Raw genomic sequence first — 19801 nt, 5'->3', positions numbered from 1 at the left:
TACCCATTCATAGCGGATTAAAGGCAAATCAGGGCAGGGCGCAAAGCCGTCTTGGTTTGAAGTTGATTCACGATAATTTTTTAATATTAATAGGTTATATGGCTATGGCTAAAAATGTTGTAGTAATCGGCGCCCAGTGGGGCGATGAAGGCAAAGGTAAAATAGTCGACTGGCTGGCGGAAGAAACCAGCGGTGTCGTGCGTTTCCAAGGCGGCCACAATGCGGGTCATACTCTGGTCGTCGGCGGCAAGAAAACCATTTTGCGCCTAATTCCGAGCGGCATCCTGCATGAAAACTTGGATTGCTTCATCGGTTCCGGCGTTGTCGTATCCCCCGAAGCATTGTTGGGCGAAATCGACGAGTTGAACGCAGCAGGCGTGAAAAACGTTGAAGGTCGTCTGAAAATCGCCCCGACCTGTCCGCTGATCCTGCCTTACCACATCGCGCTTGACCAAGCCCGCGAAGCATCGCGCGGCAAAGGCAAAATCGGCACGACCGGTCGCGGCATCGGTCCAGCCTACGAAGACAAAGTGGCACGCCGCGCCATCCGCGTTGTCGATTTGCTGCATCCTGAAAAACTGCGTGAAAAACTGGATGCCATCCTCGCTTATTACAACGTTCAACTGCAACATCTGCACAATGCCGAGCCGGTTAAAGCAGAAGATGTGATGGCGGTTATCGAAAAAGTCGCGCCGCGCATTACGCCGATGATTACCGACGTATCCCGCGTGTTGAACGAGAAAAACAAAAACGGCGAAAAACTGCTGTTTGAAGGCGCACAAGGCACGCTGTTGGACATTGACTACGGCACTTACCCCTTCGTTACCTCGTCCAACTGCTTGGCGGGAGCCGCTTCCGCAGGCGCAGGCGTAGGTCCTCAAATGCTGGATTATGTTTTGGGTATCGTCAAAGCCTATACCACGCGCGTCGGTTCAGGCCCGTTCCCGACTGAATTGTTCGACGAAGTAGGCGCAGGTTTGGCAGAACGCGGACACGAATTCGGCTCCGTAACCGGCCGCGCACGCCGCTGCGGTTGGTTTGATGCCGCCGCGTTGAAACGTTCCATTCAAGTCAACGGCATTTCCGGCATGTGTATCACCAAGCTGGACGTGATGGACGGCATTGAAACCATCAATATCTGCGTCGGCTACGAATTACCCGACGGCAGCAAAACCGACATCCTGCCTTGCGGTTCCGATGCGGTAGAAACCTGCAAGCCGATTTACGAAACCATGCCCGGCTGGAGCGAATCGACTGTCGGCGTGACAAGCTACGACGCATTGCCTGCCAATGCCAAAGCATATTTGAAACGTATCGAAGAAGTCTGCGGCGCACCGGTAGCCATCGTCTCCACTGGTCCTGACCGCGAAGAAACCATCGTTTTGCATCATCCGTTCGCATAATGCTTTGATTGTAAAAGGTCGTCTGAAAACTTGGGCTTTCAGACGACCTTTTTGTATTGATAGGTGATTTACTTTACCGTCAATCCAATCGCTCTGCTTTCGTTGCATTTTTTATGAAAGGGGTCGTCTGAAAAATCGACTGTAGTTTTCAGACGACCCCTTGTCCAATCCAATCACTTGCACACGGCGGATACTTTGATTTCGACCGCCCATTCCGGTTTGGCGAGTTTGGCTTCGATGCAGGCGCGGGCAGGGGCGCGGCCGGGGGCTGTCCAGGCATCCCAGGCTTCGTTCATGGCGGCGTAGTCGTTCATATCGGTCAGGAAGATGGTGGCTTCGAGGATGTGTGCTTTGTCGGAGCCGCATTCTTCAAGCCAGCGGTCGATTTGCGCCAAGACGTTTTCGGTCTGGGCTTTGGCATCGGCTTCGGGATTTTCGGGAACCATGCCTGAGAGGAAGACGAATCCTCCGGCGCAGACGGCTTCGGAGTAGCGTTCGGCGGTACCGAGGTATCGGATATTCATTTGATATTCCTTGAAGTTGGGGCGTACGGGGCATTCTGTCCTGTTGTCGGATTTCGGTTTTCCGATTTTGTCGGAACAGGATGGCGGATATTGGGCAGGGGCTTATGGTAACATTCAGCTTGATTGTCTGCCACAGCAGGCGGGCGGTTTTGTTGTTTTTGAAAAGATGCGGAAACTATTTTTACGCGTCATTGTCATATTGGTTTTAGGTCGTCTGAATATTATTGGAACTGCATCATGAGCAAAAATACCGATTATCCGGTTACTCCTGCCGTCCGTTTCTTGCGTACACATCAAATTGATTTTGAGCCTTATATTTATGTTTATGAGGAACACGGCGGGACAGGGCAGTTTGCACAGTTGTTCGGTGTGGACGAGCATCAGGTGGTCAAAACCATCGTGCTGCAAAACGAAGCGAAGAAAGGGCTGGTCGTCGTGATGCACGGCGATAAGCAGATTTCGACCCGCAATCTGGCGCGCGATTTGGGCATGAAACACATCGAGCCTGCCGATCCGAAACAGGCAAACAAATGGACGGGCTATCTGGTGGGCGGGACGACGCCTTTCGGTATGAAAACCCGGTTGCCTGTTTATGTTGAAAAAAGTATTTGGGATTTGGAGAAAGTTTATATCAACGGCGGCAAACGCGGATTTATCATCGGTGTCAGTCCGCAGGCTTTGCGGGCTTTGAATCCGCAGGATGTACAGGTCGCCGTCTAAAGGGATGCAAAACGGTTTTAAGTCGGGAAACGCAGATTCGGGCAAATTTGAAGGTTTTATAAAAAGAACACAATGCCTGATTTTATATCTGTTTTCATTCTGTCAAACAGCCTGTTGGCGTGATTTCACGGTATCGGGCTTTGGCAAACACAAACCAAAGAGGCACACCCTAATATGGAAAACCGTAATTTTTATGAAATTCTCGGCATTTCGGCGGATGCGGACATTGCAGAAATCAGAAAAGCCTATCGCGATTCGGCAATGAAATACCATCCCGATCGTAATCCCGGCAATCCCGAAGCGGAAGAGCGTTTTAAGGAAATCCGTCAGGCTTACGATACGCTGGTCGATCCCGAACGTCGGGCATGGTACGACGAGTCGCTCCGTGAATTCAGCGGTAGAAGCGGGCAGACCGCCAGCCAGCAGACCGGTAGCGAGCATACGGCGGAAGCGCCGCGCCAAGACGGCGACCGGACTTATGTGATGGCGATGTATGCCTTGTTTGCCTTGGCATTTGCGACCTTGGTGATGCCTGTTGCCGGCATCGTTTTGGCGTATGTAAAACGTGGCGAAATGGACGACTCGGTTTATAATAACCACGCAGACTATCTGATTAAAACCTTCTGGGGCGGTCTGGCGGGGTTTGTTTTGAGTAAAATTACCGCGTTTATCGGCATCGACTCTGTGCTGCTGTTTTTGGTATCGGTTTGGTTTGCTTACCGTCTGGCGGCAGGTTTCGTCAGACTGACGGACAACAAGCGTATGTCTTTGGATACTTGGTTCTAAGCGCAACCGCCCGCCTTGTTTTCAGACGACCTTCGCATCCCGGGGTCGTCTGAAATTTTTGTATGGGTCGTTTGCGGGAAACTAAATATCAAAACAGGACACCAAGAAAGTCGTCTGAAAATTTGTCCACGCATCCGACACATTCAATCAAAGGAAAAACATGATTTATTTATTGGCAAGCATACTGTGCAGCGTGTCTGTGTCGGTTTTGCTCAAATTGGCGCGTAAGAACAAAATCGACGTCGCGCAGGCGGTGGCGGTGAACTACATCGTCGCAGTGGCGTTGACGGCTTGGGTGTTGAAACCCGATTTGAGCAACCCGAAAGCCTTTTTGCCGACTTGGTGGCTGTTTGGCGCGTTGGGCGTGCTGCTGCCTTCGGTGTTTGTGATTATGGGCAAGGCGGTCGATGCGGCGGGTATCGTCAAGTCCGATGCGGCGCAACGTTTGTCTTTGATACTGCCGATTATTTCCGCGTTCGTCATTTTTGGCGAAGCGTTGACCGAAGGGCGGCTGATAGGCATAGCTTTGGCGTTTGTGGCTTTGTTCTGCCTGTTGTGGAAAGCCGACGGCGGCAAGAAATCAGGCGGATTGGGTACGCAAATCACGCTGCTTGCGGGCGTTTGGGCGGGCTACGGCATCATCGACATCCTCTTCAAACAGCTTGCCAAAAGTGGTACGGCGTTTTCCGGCAACCTTTTGGTCGCCTTCAGCCTCGCCGGTATTTTGATGTTCGGCTACCTTTTCTCCCAATCGACCAAATGGACGAAAGAAGGCATTATCGGTGGCATCGTTTTGGGCGGTTTGAACTTTGCCAACATCGTTACCTACATCACCGCCCACCAAATGATGAAAGACAACCCGACGCTGGTCTTCGCAGGCATGAACATCGGCGTCATCGTCTTGGGTACGCTGGTCGGCGCAATGGCGTTTAAAGAGAAAATCAGCAGCATCAATGCTGCAGGCATCAGCGTCGCCATCTGCGCCATCGCCTGTTTGTTTTACTGGCCGCAGATACGGGGACTTATCGGTATGTAAGCATGTAAAAGGTCGTCTGAAAAAGGTTTCAGACGACCTTTTACCTTTCGGGTGGGAGTGTTTTTTCTGCTTTGATAACAACGGCGCATTTACAGCTAGACAACCCATGCAAAACGGTCTAATGTTCCGCCTGCATATGCACATTACTTGATAAACCAACGAATGAGAAGGTAAGAGAAATGACTGTCCGTATCGAACACGATTTGCTGGGCGACCGCGAAATCCCCGCCGAGGCGTATTGGGGCATCCATACTTTGCGCGCGGTGGAAAACTTTAAAATTTCCAATCAAAAAATTTCCGACGTGCCGCAGTTTGTCCGCAGCATGGTGATGGTGAAAAAAGCGACTGCGCAGGCAAACGGTGAGCTGGGCGCGGTGAAGCCCGAAATCGCCGCCGCCATCGAAAAGGCTTGCGATGAAGTGTTGCTTAAAGGCCGCTGCCTCGACCAATTCCCGTCCGACGTGTATCAGGGCGGCGCAGGGACTTCGGTCAACATGAATACTAATGAAGTCATTGCCAACCTTGCTTTGGAAATATTGGGCTACGAAAAAGGCCGCTACGACATCGTCAATCCGATGGACCATGTGAACGCCAGCCAGTCCACCAACGACGCCTATCCGACCGGCTTCAGGCTGGCGGTGTATTACAGTGTCGGCGAACTGCTGGAAAAACTGGCGTTGCTGAAAGATGCGTTTGCCGCCAAAGCCGATGAGTTTAAAGATGTTTTGAAAATGGGGCGCACCCAGCTTCAAGATGCCGTGCCGATGACGGCGGGGCAGGAATTTCAATCTTTCCAAGTGTTGCTGGAAGAAGAAATTTTGAATCTGGACCGCACGCGCGCCTTGTTGTTGGAAGTCAACTTGGGCGCAACCGCCATCGGCACGGGCGTGAACACGCCGAAAGGCTACGCGGCTTTGGCGGTGAAAAAATTGTCCGAAGTCAGCGGCTTGGATTGCAAATTGACCGAAAACCTGATTGAAGCGACTTCCGACTGCGGCGCGTATGTGATGGTACACGGTGCATTGAAGCGCACGGCGGTGAAATTATCGAAAATCTGTAACGACTTGCGCCTCTTGTCGTCCGGCCCGCGCGCTGGTTTGAAAGAGATTAACCTGCCGGAAATGCAGGCAGGTTCGTCAATTATGCCCGCCAAAGTCAACCCCGTGATTCCCGAAGTGGTCAACCAAGTCTGCTTCAAAGTCATCGGCAACGACACCACCATCACCTTCGCCGCCGAAGCGGGGCAGTTGCAATTAAACGTGATGGAGCCGGTCATCGCGCAATGTATGTTTGAAACCATCTCTCTCTTGGGCAACGCTGCGGTAAACCTTGCCGAAAAATGCGTCAAAGGCATTACCGTCAACCGCGAAATCTGCGAACGCTATGTGTTCAACTCCATCGGCCTGGTCACTTACCTGAACCCGTATATCGGCCATGAAAACGGCGATTTGGTCGGCAAAATCTGCGCCCAAACCGGCAAAGGCGTACGCGAAGTCGTACTCGAACGCGGCCTGTTGAGCGAAGCGGAACTCGACCGCATCCTGTCGCCCGAAAACCTGATGAACCCGCATTTGTAAGGTAGGGCATAAAGAAAAGGTCGTCTAAAAGCCTATGGACAAGGTTTTCAGACGACCTTTGTTCGATGTATCCTTTCATTATGTTTCACGGTATTAAGGGAAATTTTCAGACATATTCAATTTCCTTGATTAGGCTGTTATCCGCTTTTTCAGACGACCTCGGGTAGGTAACTGATGAAGCGGATACATACCTGCGGGTGAGGCGTCGGCAGAGCTTTTAAGCCGTAAGCCCGATGGAATCAGCCGTGACGAACAGGTCGTCTGAAATCCCGTTTTCTGCAAAAAAGGCTGCATCATGAACACCGTTTCCATCCAAAACCTTTCCCACCGCTACGGCAAAACCCTTGCGCTTGACGGTGTGTCGCTGGACATTCCGAAAGGCGCGACGGTCGGTTTGATCGGGCCGGACGGCGTGGGCAAATCGACGCTGCTCTCGCTGATGGCGGGTGTGAAGGTGATTCAGGACGGGCGGGTGGAAGTGTTGGGCGGCGATATGGCGGACAAGGACGTGCGGCGGGATTTGTCGCACCGCATCGCCTTTATGCCGCAGGGTTTGGGGCGCAACCTGTATCCTACCTTGTCGGTGTATGAGAATATCGATTTCCACGCGCGGCTGTTTGGTTTGGACGGGCAGGAGCGTACGCGGCAGATTGCGCGGCTGATGGAGGCGACCCGCCTTGCGCCGTTTTCCGGCAGGGCGGCGGGCAAGCTATCGGGCGGGATGAAGCAGAAGCTGAGTTTGTGCTGTGCGCTGGTGCACAGCCCGGATTTGTTGATTCTGGACGAACCGACCACGGGCGTGGACCCTTTGTCGCGCCGCCAGTTTTGGGCGTTGGTGGACGATTTGCGGCGGGAACACGCGGGCATGACCGTGATTGTGGCGACCGCCTATATTGAAGAGGCGCAGCGTTTCGAGCGGCTGCTGGCGATGGACGCGGGCAGGCTGCTGGAAAACAAGCCCACCGCCGACGTGCTGGCGGATTACGGCACCGACGTGTTGGAAGAAGCCTACGTCAAAATGCTGCCGCCGGAGAAACAGCAGGGGTCGGGCGGTTTGGACATTACGCCGTTCGTCCCCGACCCCGATGCGCCGCCCGCGATGGAAGCGCACGGGCTGACCAAGCGTTTCGGCGCTTTTACCGCTGTGGACCATGTCAGTTTCACCATTCAAAAAGGCGAGATTTTCGGCTTTCTCGGCAGCAACGGCTGCGGCAAGTCCACCACCATGAAAATGCTGACCGGCTTGCTAGAAGCGACAGAAGGCGCTGCCACGCTGTTGGGCAAGCCGATAGACGCGGGCGGCTTGGATACCAAAATGCGCGTCGGCTATATGTCGCAGGCGTTTTCGCTGTATGAGGAACTGAGCGTGCGCCGCAATCTGGATTTGCACGCCAGACTCTACCAGATGGGCGCTAAAGGCGCGGCGGCGGTGGAAGAAGCCCTGCAACAGTTTGATTTGGCGGATGTTGCCGACACCGCACCCGCATCGTTGCCGCTGGGCATCCGCCAACGCCTGCAACTTGCCGCCGCCTGCCTGCACCACCCCGAAGTATTGATTTTGGACGAACCGACTTCGGGGGTCGATCCCGCCGCGCGCGATATGTTCTGGCGGCATCTTCTGAAACTCTCCCGCGAAGACAAAATCACCATTTTCGTCTCCACCCACTTTATGAACGAAGCCGCCCGCTGCGACCGCATTTCCTTTATGCACAAAGGCCGCGTGCTGGCGGTGGGCACGCCCGCCGAACTGGCGGCAAGGCAGAATGCGCCGGATTTGGAAGAAGCGTTTGTGCAGTATCTGATTGAAGCGGAAGGCGGGGAAGGTGAGGAAAGGTCGTCCCGTCAGGAGGCTGCACAATCTGAAAGTGAACAGCGCGAGTTTCGCCAAAATACAGACGGCGTGCGTGAACCAAGTTCACACACCCTACCGGCGGAAACTCCGGCCGTAGGGTATTCGGCACAAGCCACGTACGCGGAAGGGGGAACGGATGACAGGTATTTTGAACTTTCAGACGACCTTCAAGGAAAAGATACAGGGTCGTCTGAAACCCGAAACGGCGTGCGTGAACAAGGTTCGCACACCCTGCCGGCGGAAACTCCGGCCGTAGGGTGTGTGGCGCAAGCCACGCACGTGGAAGGGGAATCGGATAACGGGCATTCGCAGTTTTCAGACGACCCTGAAAAACACCATCCGAGGCCGTCTGAAATTCCGTCGGTAACGCCCGACACCCAAAATTTCAAATACCGGTTTTCCATGATTTGGACTTTCGCCCGCCGCGAAGCCAAAGAACTCCTGCGCGACAAAATCCGTTTGTTTTTCGCCGTGTTCGGCCCGTTGATTATCATGGCGTCGGTATCATGGGGGATTTCGTTTGACGTGCGGAATCTGAAATTCGCCGTTTACGACCGCGACCAAACCGCCGCCAGCCGCGAGCTGGTCGAATATTTCGACGGTTCGCGCTATTTCCTCCAACAGCCGCCGATACAGTCCGAAGCCGAAATCGACACCGTGCTCAAAAGCTCCGGCGCCATATTGGTCATCGATATTCCGAGCGGTTTCGGGCGCGATTTGGCGCGCGGACTCAAACCCGAAGTCGGTTTTTATGTGGACGGCTCCATGCCGTTTAACGCCACCAACATCCGCGGCTACATCGGCAGCCTGATCACCGCCTACACCAAAGACCGCATCGCCGAAAGCGGGCTGCCCGTTTCGCTCAAAGCCCCCGCCGGCATCGAACCGCGCTTTATGTACAATCAGGATTTCAACAGCATCAACGCCATCGCCCCGGGCGTGATGATGCTGGTGTTGATGATGATACCCGCCATGATGTCGGCGGTCGGCGTGGTGCGCGAACGCGAAATCGGTTCCATCGCCAATTTCTACGCATCGCCCGCCGCCGTGGCGCAATATCTGATCGGTAAACAGCTTCCCTATATCGCCGTCGGCATGGTCAATTTCGCCGCCATGATGCTGATGATTATTTACCTGTTCGGCGTGCCGCTCAAAGGCTCGTTTACCGGACTCGCCGTCGGCACGTTCTTGATGGTGTCCGCCAGCACCGCGCTGGGGCTTTTGATTTCCTGCTTCGTGCGCTCCCAGCTTGCCGCCATTTTCGCCACCGCCATCATCACCATGATCCCCGCGCAAACCTATTCCGGCTTTCTCTACCCGCTGTCCACCATGGAAGGCGGCGCGCTGATTATCGGCAAAACCTTCCCGTCGTCGTGGTATTACACCGTCAGCGTCGGCAGCTTCACCAAAGGGCTGCACACCGCAGACCTGCTGCATGAATACGCCGCCATCGCCACCTTTGCCGCCACCAGCCTGATTCTGGCGTGCGTGTTGTTGAAGAAACAGGAGAAGTGAGAGGTCGTCTGAAAACTCGGCAGGCGGGTCTTGATGCCCGACCCGAACCTTAACCCACTATTAAAGAAAGAAACGCCATGAACCGAACAACCCTGTTTGACGGACTGGCCGAACGTTACGGCGCGGCGGCGGAATATCCGTGGGCGAAATCTCCCGACTTTGCCGTGTTCCGCCACACAGGCAACCGCAAATGGTTCTGCCTGTATATGCCCGTGCCGTCTGAAAAATTGGGCATGGGCGAGGGCGGTCTGACGGAAATCGTCAACGTCAAATGCCGCCCCGAACACATCGGCGCATGGCGCGCGACGGCAGGCATCCTGCCCGCCTACCACATGAACAAAGAACACTGGTTGAGTATTGTATTGGCGCAAACGCCCGCAGAAAACGTGTGGCGGCTGATAGACGACAGCTTCGTGCTGACACGCTAGGATTGATTAACTTCACACATCAAACGAAAGGAAAAAACATGAAAACCATAGGCATCATCGGCGGCATGAGTCCCGAAAGCACCGTGCTCTACTACCAAATCATCAACCGCGAGACCAACCGCCGTTTGGGCGGCAACCGCAGTGCCAAAATCCTACTTGACAGCGTGGATTTTGAAGAAATCGTCCGTTTGCAGAAAAGCGGCGATTGGGCGGCGGCAGGAAACGTGTTGGCGCAAAGCGCGCGGAAGCTGGAAGCGGGCGGCGCGGATTTTTTGCTGCTTGCCACCAACACCATGCACAAAGTCGCCCCCGCCATCGAACAGGCGGCCGGCATCCCCTTGCTGCACGTCGTCGATGCGACTGCCGCCGCCATCAAACGGCAGGGCTTGTCCGCCGTCGGCCTGCTCGGTACGCGCTTTACCATGAGCGACGGTTTTTATACGGAGCGCATGGGTTCGCAGGGCGTACAAACCATAACTCCGACCGCCGCCGAACAAGACGAAATCCACCGCATTATTTTTGACGAACTGTGCCTGAACCGCATCCGCCCCGAATCCGCCCGCTACTTTTACGACGTGATAGGTCGTCTGAAAAAGGAAGGCGCGCAGGGCGTGATACTCGGCTGCACCGAAATCTGCCTGCTTGTGAACGAAGCCGACAGCCCGCTACCCGTGTTCGACAGCACCGCCATCCATGCGCTTGCGGCGGTAGATGCGGCGCTGACGGAATAAGTGGGACTCCTGATTAAACTGCTACGGAGTGGGTTTGCCATTTCGTATCAGTTTATCCGTAGTCCCACCCATGATGCGGCAAACGCCAAATTTCACGATATGGATGTTATCCGCTTATGAGGCGTAAACTTTGTGAATAATTTTGACGGTTTTTCCTTTGCGGTTAAATTCCGTCTCGGTAGTAATGGCTGAAGCGCAATCCGAACCTTGGTATTTCATATCGATATGATTGGGATTTTTACGGCGCAGTTTGAGAGACCATTCGGAAATTTCGGGTTCGTTGCCGCATTCCATTTTTTCTTTTTTGTTCAAGGTCAGGTTTTTGCGCGGCAGAGTGGAAGGAACGGTCTTAGGGTAGGGCGCTTCGCCGTTGTAACCTTGCTTCATAAAGGCGGAATAAGCTTGTTGCAGCGAACCGGTGTAACGGCATTCGTAGCGGGTCACGATGGAATCGAGTTCGGGGTTGCCCGTAGATTTCGGGCTTTCATGGCAGGACAGATTGCCGGCAAAAGCGGCAGGGGAAGCGAGAAGCAGGCAGAGCAGAAAAGGTTTGGCGGACATCATAGTTCCTTAGATTGGGTTGATGAAATAGGTCGTCTGAAATCAAAACTGATCCCAAATGACCTTATTAGGAAGAATATAATTATACATCGGCTATTTTGGTTACAGTAACCTTCTTTTTTTATCAATCAGAAGTTATCTTTGTTTTTATTGGCCCTTGGATTCGGATTTCAAGTGCAACACCAGGGTACCAGTGGTTGGAACAGATTCAAGAATAAAACACTTGGCGTTTCGTAGCCAAGTGTTTTTCTCGGCCGGTGGTTCAACTCATCTTGAACCCTGCGTATCTCCCGATCGCTGATGTTTCGGAAATCGGTTTGTTTGGGGAAATATTGCCGGATGAGTCCATTGGTGTTCTCATTCAGCCCTTTCTCCCAAGAATGGTAAGGGCGGCAAAAATAGGTTTTCGCCTTCAAGGCTTTGGCTATTTTGGTGTGTTGGTGGAACTCTTTGCCGTTATCCATGGTGATGGTGTGGACTCTGGCTTTATATGCCTTTAATACCCTAATGGCCGCCCGGGCAGTGTCTTCGGCTTTTAAGTTCTTTAATTTGCAGATGATGGTGTAGCGGGTAGTGCGTTCGACCAAGGTCAATAACGCGCTTTTCTGATTTTTGCCGACGATGGTGTCGGCCTCCCAATCGCCGATGCGGGTTTTCTGGTCGACGATAGCAGGTCGGTTTTCTATGCCGACGCGGTCGGGCACTTTGCCTCTGGTCCATGTGCTGCCGTAGCGTTTGCGGTAGGGTTTGCTGCATATTCTGAGGTGTTGCCACAAAGTGCCGCCGTTGCTTTTGTCTTGGCGGAGGTAGCGGTAAACGGTGCTGTGATGGAGTGTGATCCCGTGGTGTTTATGCAGGTAGGCACATACTTGTTCGGGACTGAGTTTGCGGCGGATAAGGGTGTCGATGTGTTGAACCAGCTGCGAATCGAGCTTATAGGGTTTTCGCCGGTGCTGTTTGGTCAGCCGGCTTTGCTTCTGTGCTTTTTCGGCGCTGTATTGCTGTCCTTGGATGCAGTGCCGCTTGATTTCTCGGCTGATGGTGCTTTTGTGGCGGTTGAGCTGTTTGGCGATTTCGGCGATGGTGCAGTGGCGGGACAGGTATTGGATATGGTATCGTTCGTCTTGGGTCAGTTGTGTGTAGCTCATGGCAATCTTTCTTGCAGGACAGGCCGTATGCTACCGCATACTGGCCTTTTTCTGTTATGGAAAGTTGCACTTCAAATGCGAATCCGCCGCCTTCTGTAATGTAAGGAGGAGGTTAGGGAAGAAATTCAATAGTATTTGAAAATAAAAACTGTTTAAGAACGTACTAATTTATTGGGAAGCTATCATGGTAAACCACATTACCACCATCCTGACCACCGCGTTCGCCCCGCTGATTTGGGGCAGCACCTATCTCGTAACCACCGAATTTCTGCCGCCGGACAGGCCGTTTACTGCTGCGCTTATCCGTGTTTTACCCGCCGGGCTTTTGCTGTTGGCGTGGACGCGGCGTATCCCTAAACGCAGCGAATGGACGACCGTTGTCTTGCTCGGTTTTTTGAACATCGGCTTTTTTCAGGCCATGTTGTTTGTGGCGGCGTATCGCTTACCGGGCGGACTTGCGGCGGTTTTGAGTTCGACGCAGACGCTGATGGTGCTGGTGTTCACTTGGTTAATCGGCAAAACCATGCCGCCTAAAGCGGCTTGGGCTTGGTCGGCGGCAGGGGTTTTGGGGATTGCGCTTTTGGTTTTGTCGCCGCAGGCGCACTATGACGGGACGGGCATTTTAGCGGCATTGGCGGGCGCGGCGGCGATGGCGTTGGGCGTGTATTTGTCGAAACACCGCCGCACTTCGCTGCCCGTATTGGCGTTCACCGGCTGGCAGCTTTTCATCGGCGGCTTGTTTTTACTGCCCGTCGCGCTGCTTGCCGAACCGCGGCTCGAATCTTTAAGCCCCGCCAATATCGGCGGCTATCTGTATTTGAGCCTGTTTGGTGCCGTGTTGGCTTATGTGTTGTTTTTCAAAGGGATTGCCAAACTTTCGCCTGCTGCGGTTTCGTCGCTAGGATTGCTCAGCCCTGTCTCGGCATTTATCTTGGGCTGGCTGTTTTTAGGGCAAGGGATGGACGCGAAGTCGCTGGCGGGATTTGCGTTGGTGTTGGTATCGATATTCGGGGTACAGCGGGCGGTCATGAAAAAGGTCGTCTGAAACCTCAAAATCCGGTTTTCAGACGACCTCTTTGCTTTTAAAAATCAAATCAAACCATTTAAGCTCAAATCGTACCGCTGCCCTGCGCTTTCGGTTTGGCGGCACCGAATTCCAGTTTGCTCAAGGCGGAGAGGTAGGCTTTGGCGGTGGCGACCAAAACGTCGGTATCCGCGCCTTGTCCGTTGACGACGCGGTTGCCGCGCGCCAGACGGACGCTGGTTTCGCCTTGGCTTTCCGTGCCTTGCGTTACGGCGTTGACGGAGTAAATCTGCAAAGTCGCGCCGCTTTGTGCCACGCTCTCAATCGCTTTGAAAATCGCGTCGACAGGGCCGGAGCCTGTGGCGGATGCGCGTTTTTCTTCGCCTTTGATGCTGAACACGATGTCGGCGCGCGGCTCTTCGCCGGTTTCAGTGCTGATTTTTTGGGAGATGAATTTGTAGCTTTCGGCGTTCATGCTGCCCATTTCGTCGGACACCAACGCGTGCAGGTCTTCATCGAAGATTTCACGTTTTTTGTCGGCGAGTTCTTTGAAGCGGGCAAACGCGGCGTTCAGCGCCTCTTCGCTTTCCAACTCGATGCCCAAATCCGCCAGTTTGCTGCGGAACGCGCTGCGACCGGACAATTTGCCCAAGGTCAGGCGGTTGGTTGACCAGCCGACCGATTCGGCAGTCATGATTTCATAGGTTTCGGGGTGTTTCAACACGCCGTCCTGATGGATGCCTGATTCGTGTGCAAAGGCGTTTGCGCCGACCACCGCTTTGTTGGGCTGAATCGGATAGCCGGTAATGGTGGACACCAGTTTGGATACCGGCACGATTTGTGTGGTGTCGATGCCGGTTTCCAAGCCGAACAAATCATGGCGCACTTTCAACGCCATCACGATTTCTTCAAGGCTGGCATTGCCCGCGCGTTCGCCCAAACCGTTGATGGTGCATTCCACTTGGCGCACGCCTGCCTGAACGGCGGCCAGCGAGTTGGCAACCGCCATACCCAAGTCGTTGTGGCAGTGGGTCGACCAGACTACTTTGTCGCCGTTGGGTACGCTTTTGATGATGTTGCTGATACGCTCGTACCACACGGAAGGGATGGAGTAGCCGACGGTATCGGGAATATTGATGGTGGTCGCGCCCGCTTCGATAACCGCCGTAAAGATTTTGGCGAGGAAGTCCAAATCCGAACGCACGGCGTCTTCGGCGGAAAATTCCACATCGTCGGTGTATTCTTTGGCAATTTTCACCGCTTTGACCGCCGCATCGATGACCTGCTGCGGCTTCATTTTCAGTTTGTGCTCCATGTGGATGGGGCTGGTGGCGATGAAGGTATGGATGCGTTTTTTCGGCGCGGGGGAAACGGCTTCGCCCGCTTTGCGCACATCGTTTTCAACGGCACGCGCCAACGAGCAGACTGTGGATTTGGTGATGATTTTGGCAATCGCATTGACCGATTCGAAATCGCCCGGGCTGGCGGCGGCGAAACCCGCCTCAATCACATCCACGCCCATTTTCTCCAACTGGCGGGCAATGCGGATTTTCTCCTCTTTGGTCATGGATGCACCGGGCGACTGCTCGCCGTCGCGCATGGTGGTGTCGAAAATAATTACGCGGTTGGTCTGTGTCATTTCTGTTCTCTCCAGAGATTCGTTTTTTTGTAAAAAAGCATTCAAATCCAGCGGCCTGCCTTGCGCTTCCGCCAGCGCGGTCAGCTTTTGCAGTTGCGCCAAAGGCAGCGACCCACGCGTGCGCCATTTATAGATGGCGGCGGTCGTTGCGGCATTTTCGGGATCGTGCTGTTTCAACGCTTCGGCAAGTGCATTCACGCCGCCGAAATAAGCAACTAAGCGGTCAATGTCTAATTGCATGATGTTCCTTGTCCAAACTTTATCGAAATTATGGTTTGCTTTGGAAGGGGATTATACGCATTTTAGACAAAACGACAATCTATTTTTCTAAAAACACGAATTTACTTTTTGAATTGGATTATTTTTATACATTTTGTCTAATATTATTTCGAGTTAGGAGGCATATTCACTTTGCTGGGATTACTGAGAGGATGAGTTATTTTGAAATGGATAAGGACGGTTAATGTTGAAACGGATTTAATTATTTGCAAATGCAAATGGATAATAGATCCATACCTTAGCATAAAATTTATTAGAATTAATAAGTTGTATTTTGATGCGGTTCGAGTGAGATAACTAAATTTATTTAAATTATTAAGAATAGTGCATGACATTTATTCTTACATATTAGCGGGTTCTTTGTATTAATAGAGTGTTTGTCCGCATCGAAGACGGTAATTTATTGAAGTCGTCTGAAAACAGGTATTCTCCTAAATGAGAAAACGATTTTCAGACGACCTTTTTAAGCGGAAGCTTTTTCATCTAACTACGGTTGTTATTTGCCTATACCCATGCCGCGTCCAATGCTTGCGCCAAGTCGGCAAGCAAATCGTCGATATGCTCGATGCCCACGCTCAGGCGTACCATATCGGGACTGACGCCCGCTGCGGCAAGTTCGGTATCGTCAAGCTGGCGGTGGGTAGTGGTGGCGGGATGGGTGGCAAGCGATTTGGCATCGCCGATATTTACCAAGCGCAGGAAGAGTTGCAGTGCGTCGATAAATTTTGCACCGGCTTCGTGTCCGCCTTTAATGCCGAAACTCAGCAAACCAGAGGCTTTGCCGCCGTAGTCGCGGTCGATTAAGTTTTTGTACGGGCTGTCAGGCAAGGCGGGATAGTTTACCCATTCGACCTGCGGGTGTTTCTTTAAGAATTCGGCTACTTTCAAGGCGTTTTCACAATGACGCTCCATGCGCAGGGCGAGAGTTTCCAAACCTTGCAGCAGTAAAAATGCGCTGTGCGGCGATAGGGCGGCACCGGTATTGCGCAGCGGGACGACACGGGCGCGGGCGATGTAGGCGGCCGAACCAAAATGCTCGCAGTAGTTTACTCCGTGGTAGGACGGGTCCGGCTGGTTGAAGGTTCGGTTAAAACGCGGATTACCTGCCCATTCGAATTTGCCGCCGTCGATAATGGCACCGCCAATCGTTGTGCCGTGGCCGCCGATGTATTTAGTCAAGGATTGGATAACGATGTCGGCGCCGTGTTCGATGGGACGGAACAGCGTGGGCGTAGCGACGGTGTTGTCCACCATCAGTGGCAGCCCTTGTGCGTGTGCGGCTTGGGCGAATGCCTGAATATCGACGACATTGATGGCGGGATTGCCGATGGATTCGCAATACACCAGTTTGGTTCGGCTGTCGGTATTGGCGGCGATTTCTTCAGGTTTGGCAGGATCGATAAAGCGCACTTCTATGCCTTGGCGCGGCAGGCTGTGTGCAAAGAAATTGTATGTGCCGCCGTAGAGGGTTTTGGTTGCGATGATGTTGTCGCCTGCTTCAACCAATGTTTGAACGGCATAGGTAATTGCCGCCATACCGCTGGCAACAGCCAATGCGGCAATGCCTCCTTCCAGACGGGCGACACGTTCTTCTAAAACGGCAGTGGTCGGATTCATGATTCGGGTGTAGATATTGCCCGCAACGTCAAGGTTAAACAGGTCTGCGCCATGCTGCGTGTTGTCGAAAGTGTAGGAAGTGGTTTGGTATAGTCAATTAAAATCAAAATAGGACAGTAACGCATCGTCAAATCGGGCGTAATCAGACAATACGGTTCGCAGATACCGCTTAATATTCGCCCACACCTTCTCAATCGGGTTGAGCTCAGGTGAATAAGGTGCAAGAGGCAATACCTTATGTCCCAATTTTTCCGCCATTTCCCGTAAGACGCCCATACGGTGAAATCGCGCATTATCTAAAATAATCACCGATTTTTGAGTCAATGCGGGCAGTAGGCATTGCTGAAACCACGCTTCAAAAAAGACCCCGGTCATCGTATTTTGATAAACCATCGGAGCGATCAGCCGGTTGCCGACTTGTGCGGACACCAAAGATAAGCGTCGGTATCTTTTTCCACTTATCTGCGCTTTCACTATTTGCCCTTTCGGGCTGCGGGCATAGGGACGGAAAACAGGTAGCGGTCAAATCCTGTTTCATCCAAATAAACACGTTGGTAGCCGGAAAATTCGGCCAGCTGTGTCAAATAATGCGTTACTTTGGCCGGATCTTGTTCTTTGTAAGTGGTGGTCTTTTTTTGCGCGTCATCCCCATCTGTTTGAGTGCATAGCAAACGGCGGCTGGCGTACAATCAAAATGTTTGGCGATTTCATGCAGATAGGCATCCTGGTGCTGCTCAACATATTGAGCCAGTTTTTGCCTATCCAATTTTACGGCATTTAGACCGGTAACTTGATGTTTTAGGCTGCCTGTTTGTTTTTTAAGGCGAATCCACAGGTAAAGCGTGTTTCTTGACAAATTAAACGTTGCTGCGGTTTGGCTGATGTTTTTGCATTGTTCGTAATAGTTTAAAGCTTTGTTTCTGAAGTCCGCAGAGTATGCCATGGTTAGACCTTCAAAGTTGAGTATTGTACCATTTTGTTTTTAATTGACTATAAATCGGGACGGCAGCGGATTTGGTGGTCGGTTCGAATTGATAGCCTGCGTGTAGGGCGATAGTTTCCCGTTTCATATGAATATCCTTGTAGTGAATTAAACGTTAATAAATAGAGGCCCTTGGATTCGGATTTCAAGTGCAACACTAGGGTACCAGTGGTTGGAACAGATTTAAGAATAAAACACTTGGCGTTTCGTAGCCAAGTGTTTTTCTCGGCCGGTGGTTCAACTCATCTTGAACCCTGCGTATCTCCCGATCGCTGATGTTTCGGAAATCGGTTTGTTTGGGGAAATATTGCCGGATGAGTCCATTGGTGTTCTCATTCAGCCCTTTCTCCCAAGAATGGTAAGGGCGGCAAAAATAGGTTTTCGCCTTCAAGGCTTTGGCTATTTTGGTGTGTTGGTGGAACTCTTTGCCGTTATCCATGGTGATGGTGTGGACTCTGGCTTTATATGCCTTTAATACCCTAATGGCCGCCCGGGCAGTGTCTTCGGCTTTTAAGAACGTGTTCATTGTCTCAGCCTCTGCTGTAAACTATCGGCATGAACAGAAAAACCTACCCAAGCGATATCAGTCGCGAGCAATTTGCGCCTCTCCTTCCCCTGCTGGAAAGTGCCCGTAAACGCACAGCGCCACGCCAGGTGGACTTGTACGATGTCTTTTGTGCCATTCTCTACCTGCAACGCACTGGCTGCTCCTGGCGCGCTTTGCCGGGCGACTTCCCCAAATGGCGCACCGTGCATTCCTACTTCCAGAGATGGACCGAACCACGCGAGAGTGGCATCAGCATCCTTGAGGAAGCATTAAAAAAATCAGGTAGTTGCGGAGCACCGCAAGCAGGGGCGCCATGAAGCAACTACTTTCCTGATTATTGATGCGCAGAGTGTGAAGAACACGGATACCGCCATGGAAAAAGGCTACGATGCGGGCAAGAAGGTTAGCGGTATCAAGCGACATATAGCGGTTGACACGCAAGGTTTGCCGCATGCCCTTGCGGTAACGACGGCGGATGTTACGGATAGAAAAGGCTGCCTGGTGGCATTGGAACGTGGGCGGGATAATCTTGGTGCGATACAAAAAATCCTTGCTGACGGTGGTTACACGGGTAAGGCATTTGCTTCGTCGGTACAGGAGTTGATTGGTGCGGAGGTAGAGATTGCCAAACGAAACGAATTGCACCGTTTTGCAGTATTGCCGAAGCGATGGGTAGTAGAGCGCAGCTTTTCCTGGTTGGAAAAGAACAGGCGGCTTTGGAAAAACTGCGAGCGTAAGTTGAGTACCAGTCTGCAAATGGTAGCTTTGGCTTTCTTGGGAGTCCTGCTACGAAGACTATGAACACGCTCTAAGTTCTTTAATTTGCAGATGATGGTGTAGCGGGTAGTGCGTTCGACCAAGGTCAATAACGCGCTTTTCTGATTTTTGCCGACGATGGTGTCGGCCTCCCAATCGCCGATGCGGGTTTTCCGGTCGACGATAGCAGGTCGGTTTTCTATGCCGACGCGGTCGGGCACTTTGCCTCTGGTCCATGTGCTGCCGTAGCGTTTGCGGTAGGGTTTGCTGCATATTCTGAGGTGTTGCCACAAAGTGCCGCCGTTGCTTTTGTCTTGGCGGAGGTAGCGGTAAATGGTGCTGTGATGGAGTGTGATCCCATGGTGTTTATGCAGGTAGGCACATACTTGTTCGGGACTGAGTTTGCGGCGGATAAGGGTGTCGATGTGTTGAACCAGCTGCGAATCGAGCTTATAGGGTTTTCGCCGGTGCTGTTTGGTCAGCCGGCTTTGCTTCTGTGCTTTTTCGGCGCTGTATTGCTGTCCTTGGATGCAGTGCCGCTTGATTTCTCGGCTGATGGTGCTTTTGTGGCGGTTGAGCTGTTTGGCGATTTCGGCGATGGTGCAGTGGCGGGACAGGTATTGGATATGGTATCGTTCGTCTTGGGTCAGTTGTGTGTAGCTCATGGCAATCTTTC

At 52.6% G+C, this 19801-nt stretch carries 14 protein-coding genes and 4 pseudogenes; 10 read left to right on the top strand and 8 right to left on the bottom strand.

Annotated features, from left to right (window positions below; all coding sequences use genetic code 11):
- Positions 1-104 precede the first annotated feature (104 nt).
- Positions 105-1403, top strand: coding sequence for an adenylosuccinate synthase (locus MON37_RS05110; protein ID WP_039407399.1), 1299 nt, complete (start codon positions 105-107; stop codon positions 1401-1403).
- A gap of 173 nt (positions 1404-1576) precedes the next feature.
- Here MON37_RS05110 and MON37_RS05105 read toward each other — a convergent pair whose 3' ends face one another.
- On the bottom strand, positions 1577-1927 hold the full coding sequence (locus tag MON37_RS05105; RefSeq protein ID WP_039407396.1) for a RidA family protein: 351 nt from the start codon (positions 1925-1927) through the stop codon (positions 1577-1579).
- A 237-nt stretch (positions 1928-2164) separates the two neighbouring features.
- Here MON37_RS05105 and ybaK point away from each other — a divergent pair, with 237 nt between their 5' ends.
- The 7 genes from ybaK to MON37_RS05070 all read left to right on the top strand — a co-directional run bounded on the left by ybaK (position 2165) and on the right by MON37_RS05070 (position 10572).
- A complete protein-coding gene (ybaK, locus tag MON37_RS05100; RefSeq protein ID WP_003765517.1) occupies positions 2165-2647 on the top strand; it encodes a Cys-tRNA(Pro) deacylase in 483 nt (160 codons plus the stop codon).
- A 174-nt stretch (positions 2648-2821) separates the two neighbouring features.
- Positions 2822-3433, top strand: a complete 612-nt coding sequence (locus MON37_RS05095) for a DUF4870 family protein (RefSeq protein ID WP_039407393.1) — start codon at positions 2822-2824, stop codon at positions 3431-3433.
- 160 nt (positions 3434-3593) lie between these two features.
- Positions 3594-4469: a DMT family transporter gene (locus tag MON37_RS05090; protein ID WP_039407390.1), complete on the top strand. Its 876-nt coding sequence runs from the start codon at positions 3594-3596 to the stop codon at positions 4467-4469.
- Positions 4470-4648: 179 nt separating this feature from the next.
- Positions 4649-6046 (top strand): aspartate ammonia-lyase, encoded by a 1398-nt coding sequence (gene aspA / locus MON37_RS05085; protein ID WP_039407387.1) that lies wholly within the window; start codon positions 4649-4651, stop codon positions 6044-6046.
- Between the two features lie 295 nt (positions 6047-6341).
- Positions 6342-9413, top strand: a complete 3072-nt coding sequence (locus MON37_RS05080) for an ABC transporter ATP-binding protein/permease (protein ID WP_039407385.1) — start codon at positions 6342-6344, stop codon at positions 9411-9413.
- A 77-nt stretch (positions 9414-9490) separates the two neighbouring features.
- Complete coding sequence (locus MON37_RS05075; RefSeq protein ID WP_039407382.1) at positions 9491-9841, top strand: MmcQ/YjbR family DNA-binding protein; 351 nt, start codon at positions 9491-9493, stop codon at positions 9839-9841.
- 38 nt (positions 9842-9879) lie between these two features.
- Positions 9880-10572 carry an aspartate/glutamate racemase family protein gene (locus MON37_RS05070; protein WP_039407380.1) on the top strand — a complete coding sequence of 231 codons (693 nt, stop codon included), beginning with the start codon at positions 9880-9882 and terminating at the stop codon, positions 10570-10572.
- A gap of 114 nt (positions 10573-10686) precedes the next feature.
- On the opposite strand, the gene MON37_RS05065 is transcribed toward MON37_RS05070, so the two are convergent.
- Positions 10687-11133: a hypothetical protein gene (locus tag MON37_RS05065; protein ID WP_039407378.1), complete on the bottom strand. Its 447-nt coding sequence runs from the start codon at positions 11131-11133 to the stop codon at positions 10687-10689.
- A 170-nt stretch (positions 11134-11303) separates the two neighbouring features.
- Positions 11304-12281: an IS30 family transposase gene (locus tag MON37_RS05060; RefSeq protein WP_242883797.1), complete on the bottom strand. Its 978-nt coding sequence runs from the start codon at positions 12279-12281 to the stop codon at positions 11304-11306.
- Between the two features lie 184 nt (positions 12282-12465).
- On the opposite strand from MON37_RS05060, the gene MON37_RS05055 reads away from it, so the two are divergent.
- Positions 12466-13326 (top strand): EamA family transporter, encoded by an 861-nt coding sequence (locus MON37_RS05055; RefSeq protein WP_039409043.1) that lies wholly within the window; start codon positions 12466-12468, stop codon positions 13324-13326.
- A 64-nt stretch (positions 13327-13390) separates the two neighbouring features.
- Here MON37_RS05055 and MON37_RS05050 read toward each other — a convergent pair whose 3' ends face one another.
- From MON37_RS05050 to MON37_RS05035, 4 genes and pseudogenes are all read right to left on the bottom strand, one after another.
- Positions 13391-15184, bottom strand: coding sequence for a 2-isopropylmalate synthase (locus tag MON37_RS05050; RefSeq protein ID WP_039409046.1), 1794 nt, complete (start codon positions 15182-15184; stop codon positions 13391-13393).
- 543 nt (positions 15185-15727) lie between these two features.
- Positions 15728-16933, bottom strand: a pseudogene (locus MON37_RS05045) (O-acetylhomoserine aminocarboxypropyltransferase/cysteine synthase family protein); the annotation flags it as partial.
- Positions 16934-16951: 18 nt separating this feature from the next.
- Positions 16952-17783 (bottom strand): annotated as a pseudogene (locus MON37_RS05040) (IS630 family transposase); the annotation flags it as partial.
- A gap of 196 nt (positions 17784-17979) precedes the next feature.
- Positions 17980-18336, bottom strand: a pseudogene (locus MON37_RS05035) (IS30 family transposase); the annotation flags it as partial.
- A 41-nt stretch (positions 18337-18377) separates the two neighbouring features.
- Between MON37_RS05035 and MON37_RS05030 the strand changes: the two are divergent.
- Positions 18378-19170, top strand: a protein-coding gene (locus MON37_RS05030) for an IS5 family transposase (protein ID WP_234403659.1) whose coding sequence is annotated in 2 segments (ribosomal slippage) — positions 18378-18641 and positions 18643-19170 — 792 coding nt in all. Because the reading frame shifts where the segments join, the coding sequence is not laid out codon by codon here.
- Positions 19171-19177: 7 nt separating this feature from the next.
- Here the strand turns inward: MON37_RS05030 and MON37_RS05025 are convergent.
- Positions 19178-19790: pseudogene (locus MON37_RS05025) on the bottom strand (IS30 family transposase); the annotation flags it as partial.
- Positions 19791-19801 lie beyond the last annotated feature (11 nt).

This window comes from Morococcus cerebrosus (assembly GCF_022749515.1).
In the GTDB taxonomy this organism is placed as follows: domain Bacteria; phylum Pseudomonadota; class Gammaproteobacteria; order Burkholderiales; family Neisseriaceae; genus Neisseria; species Neisseria cerebrosa.
Note: the sequence above shows the minus strand (reverse complement) of the source record. Positions and strands in the feature narration are given on the sequence as shown.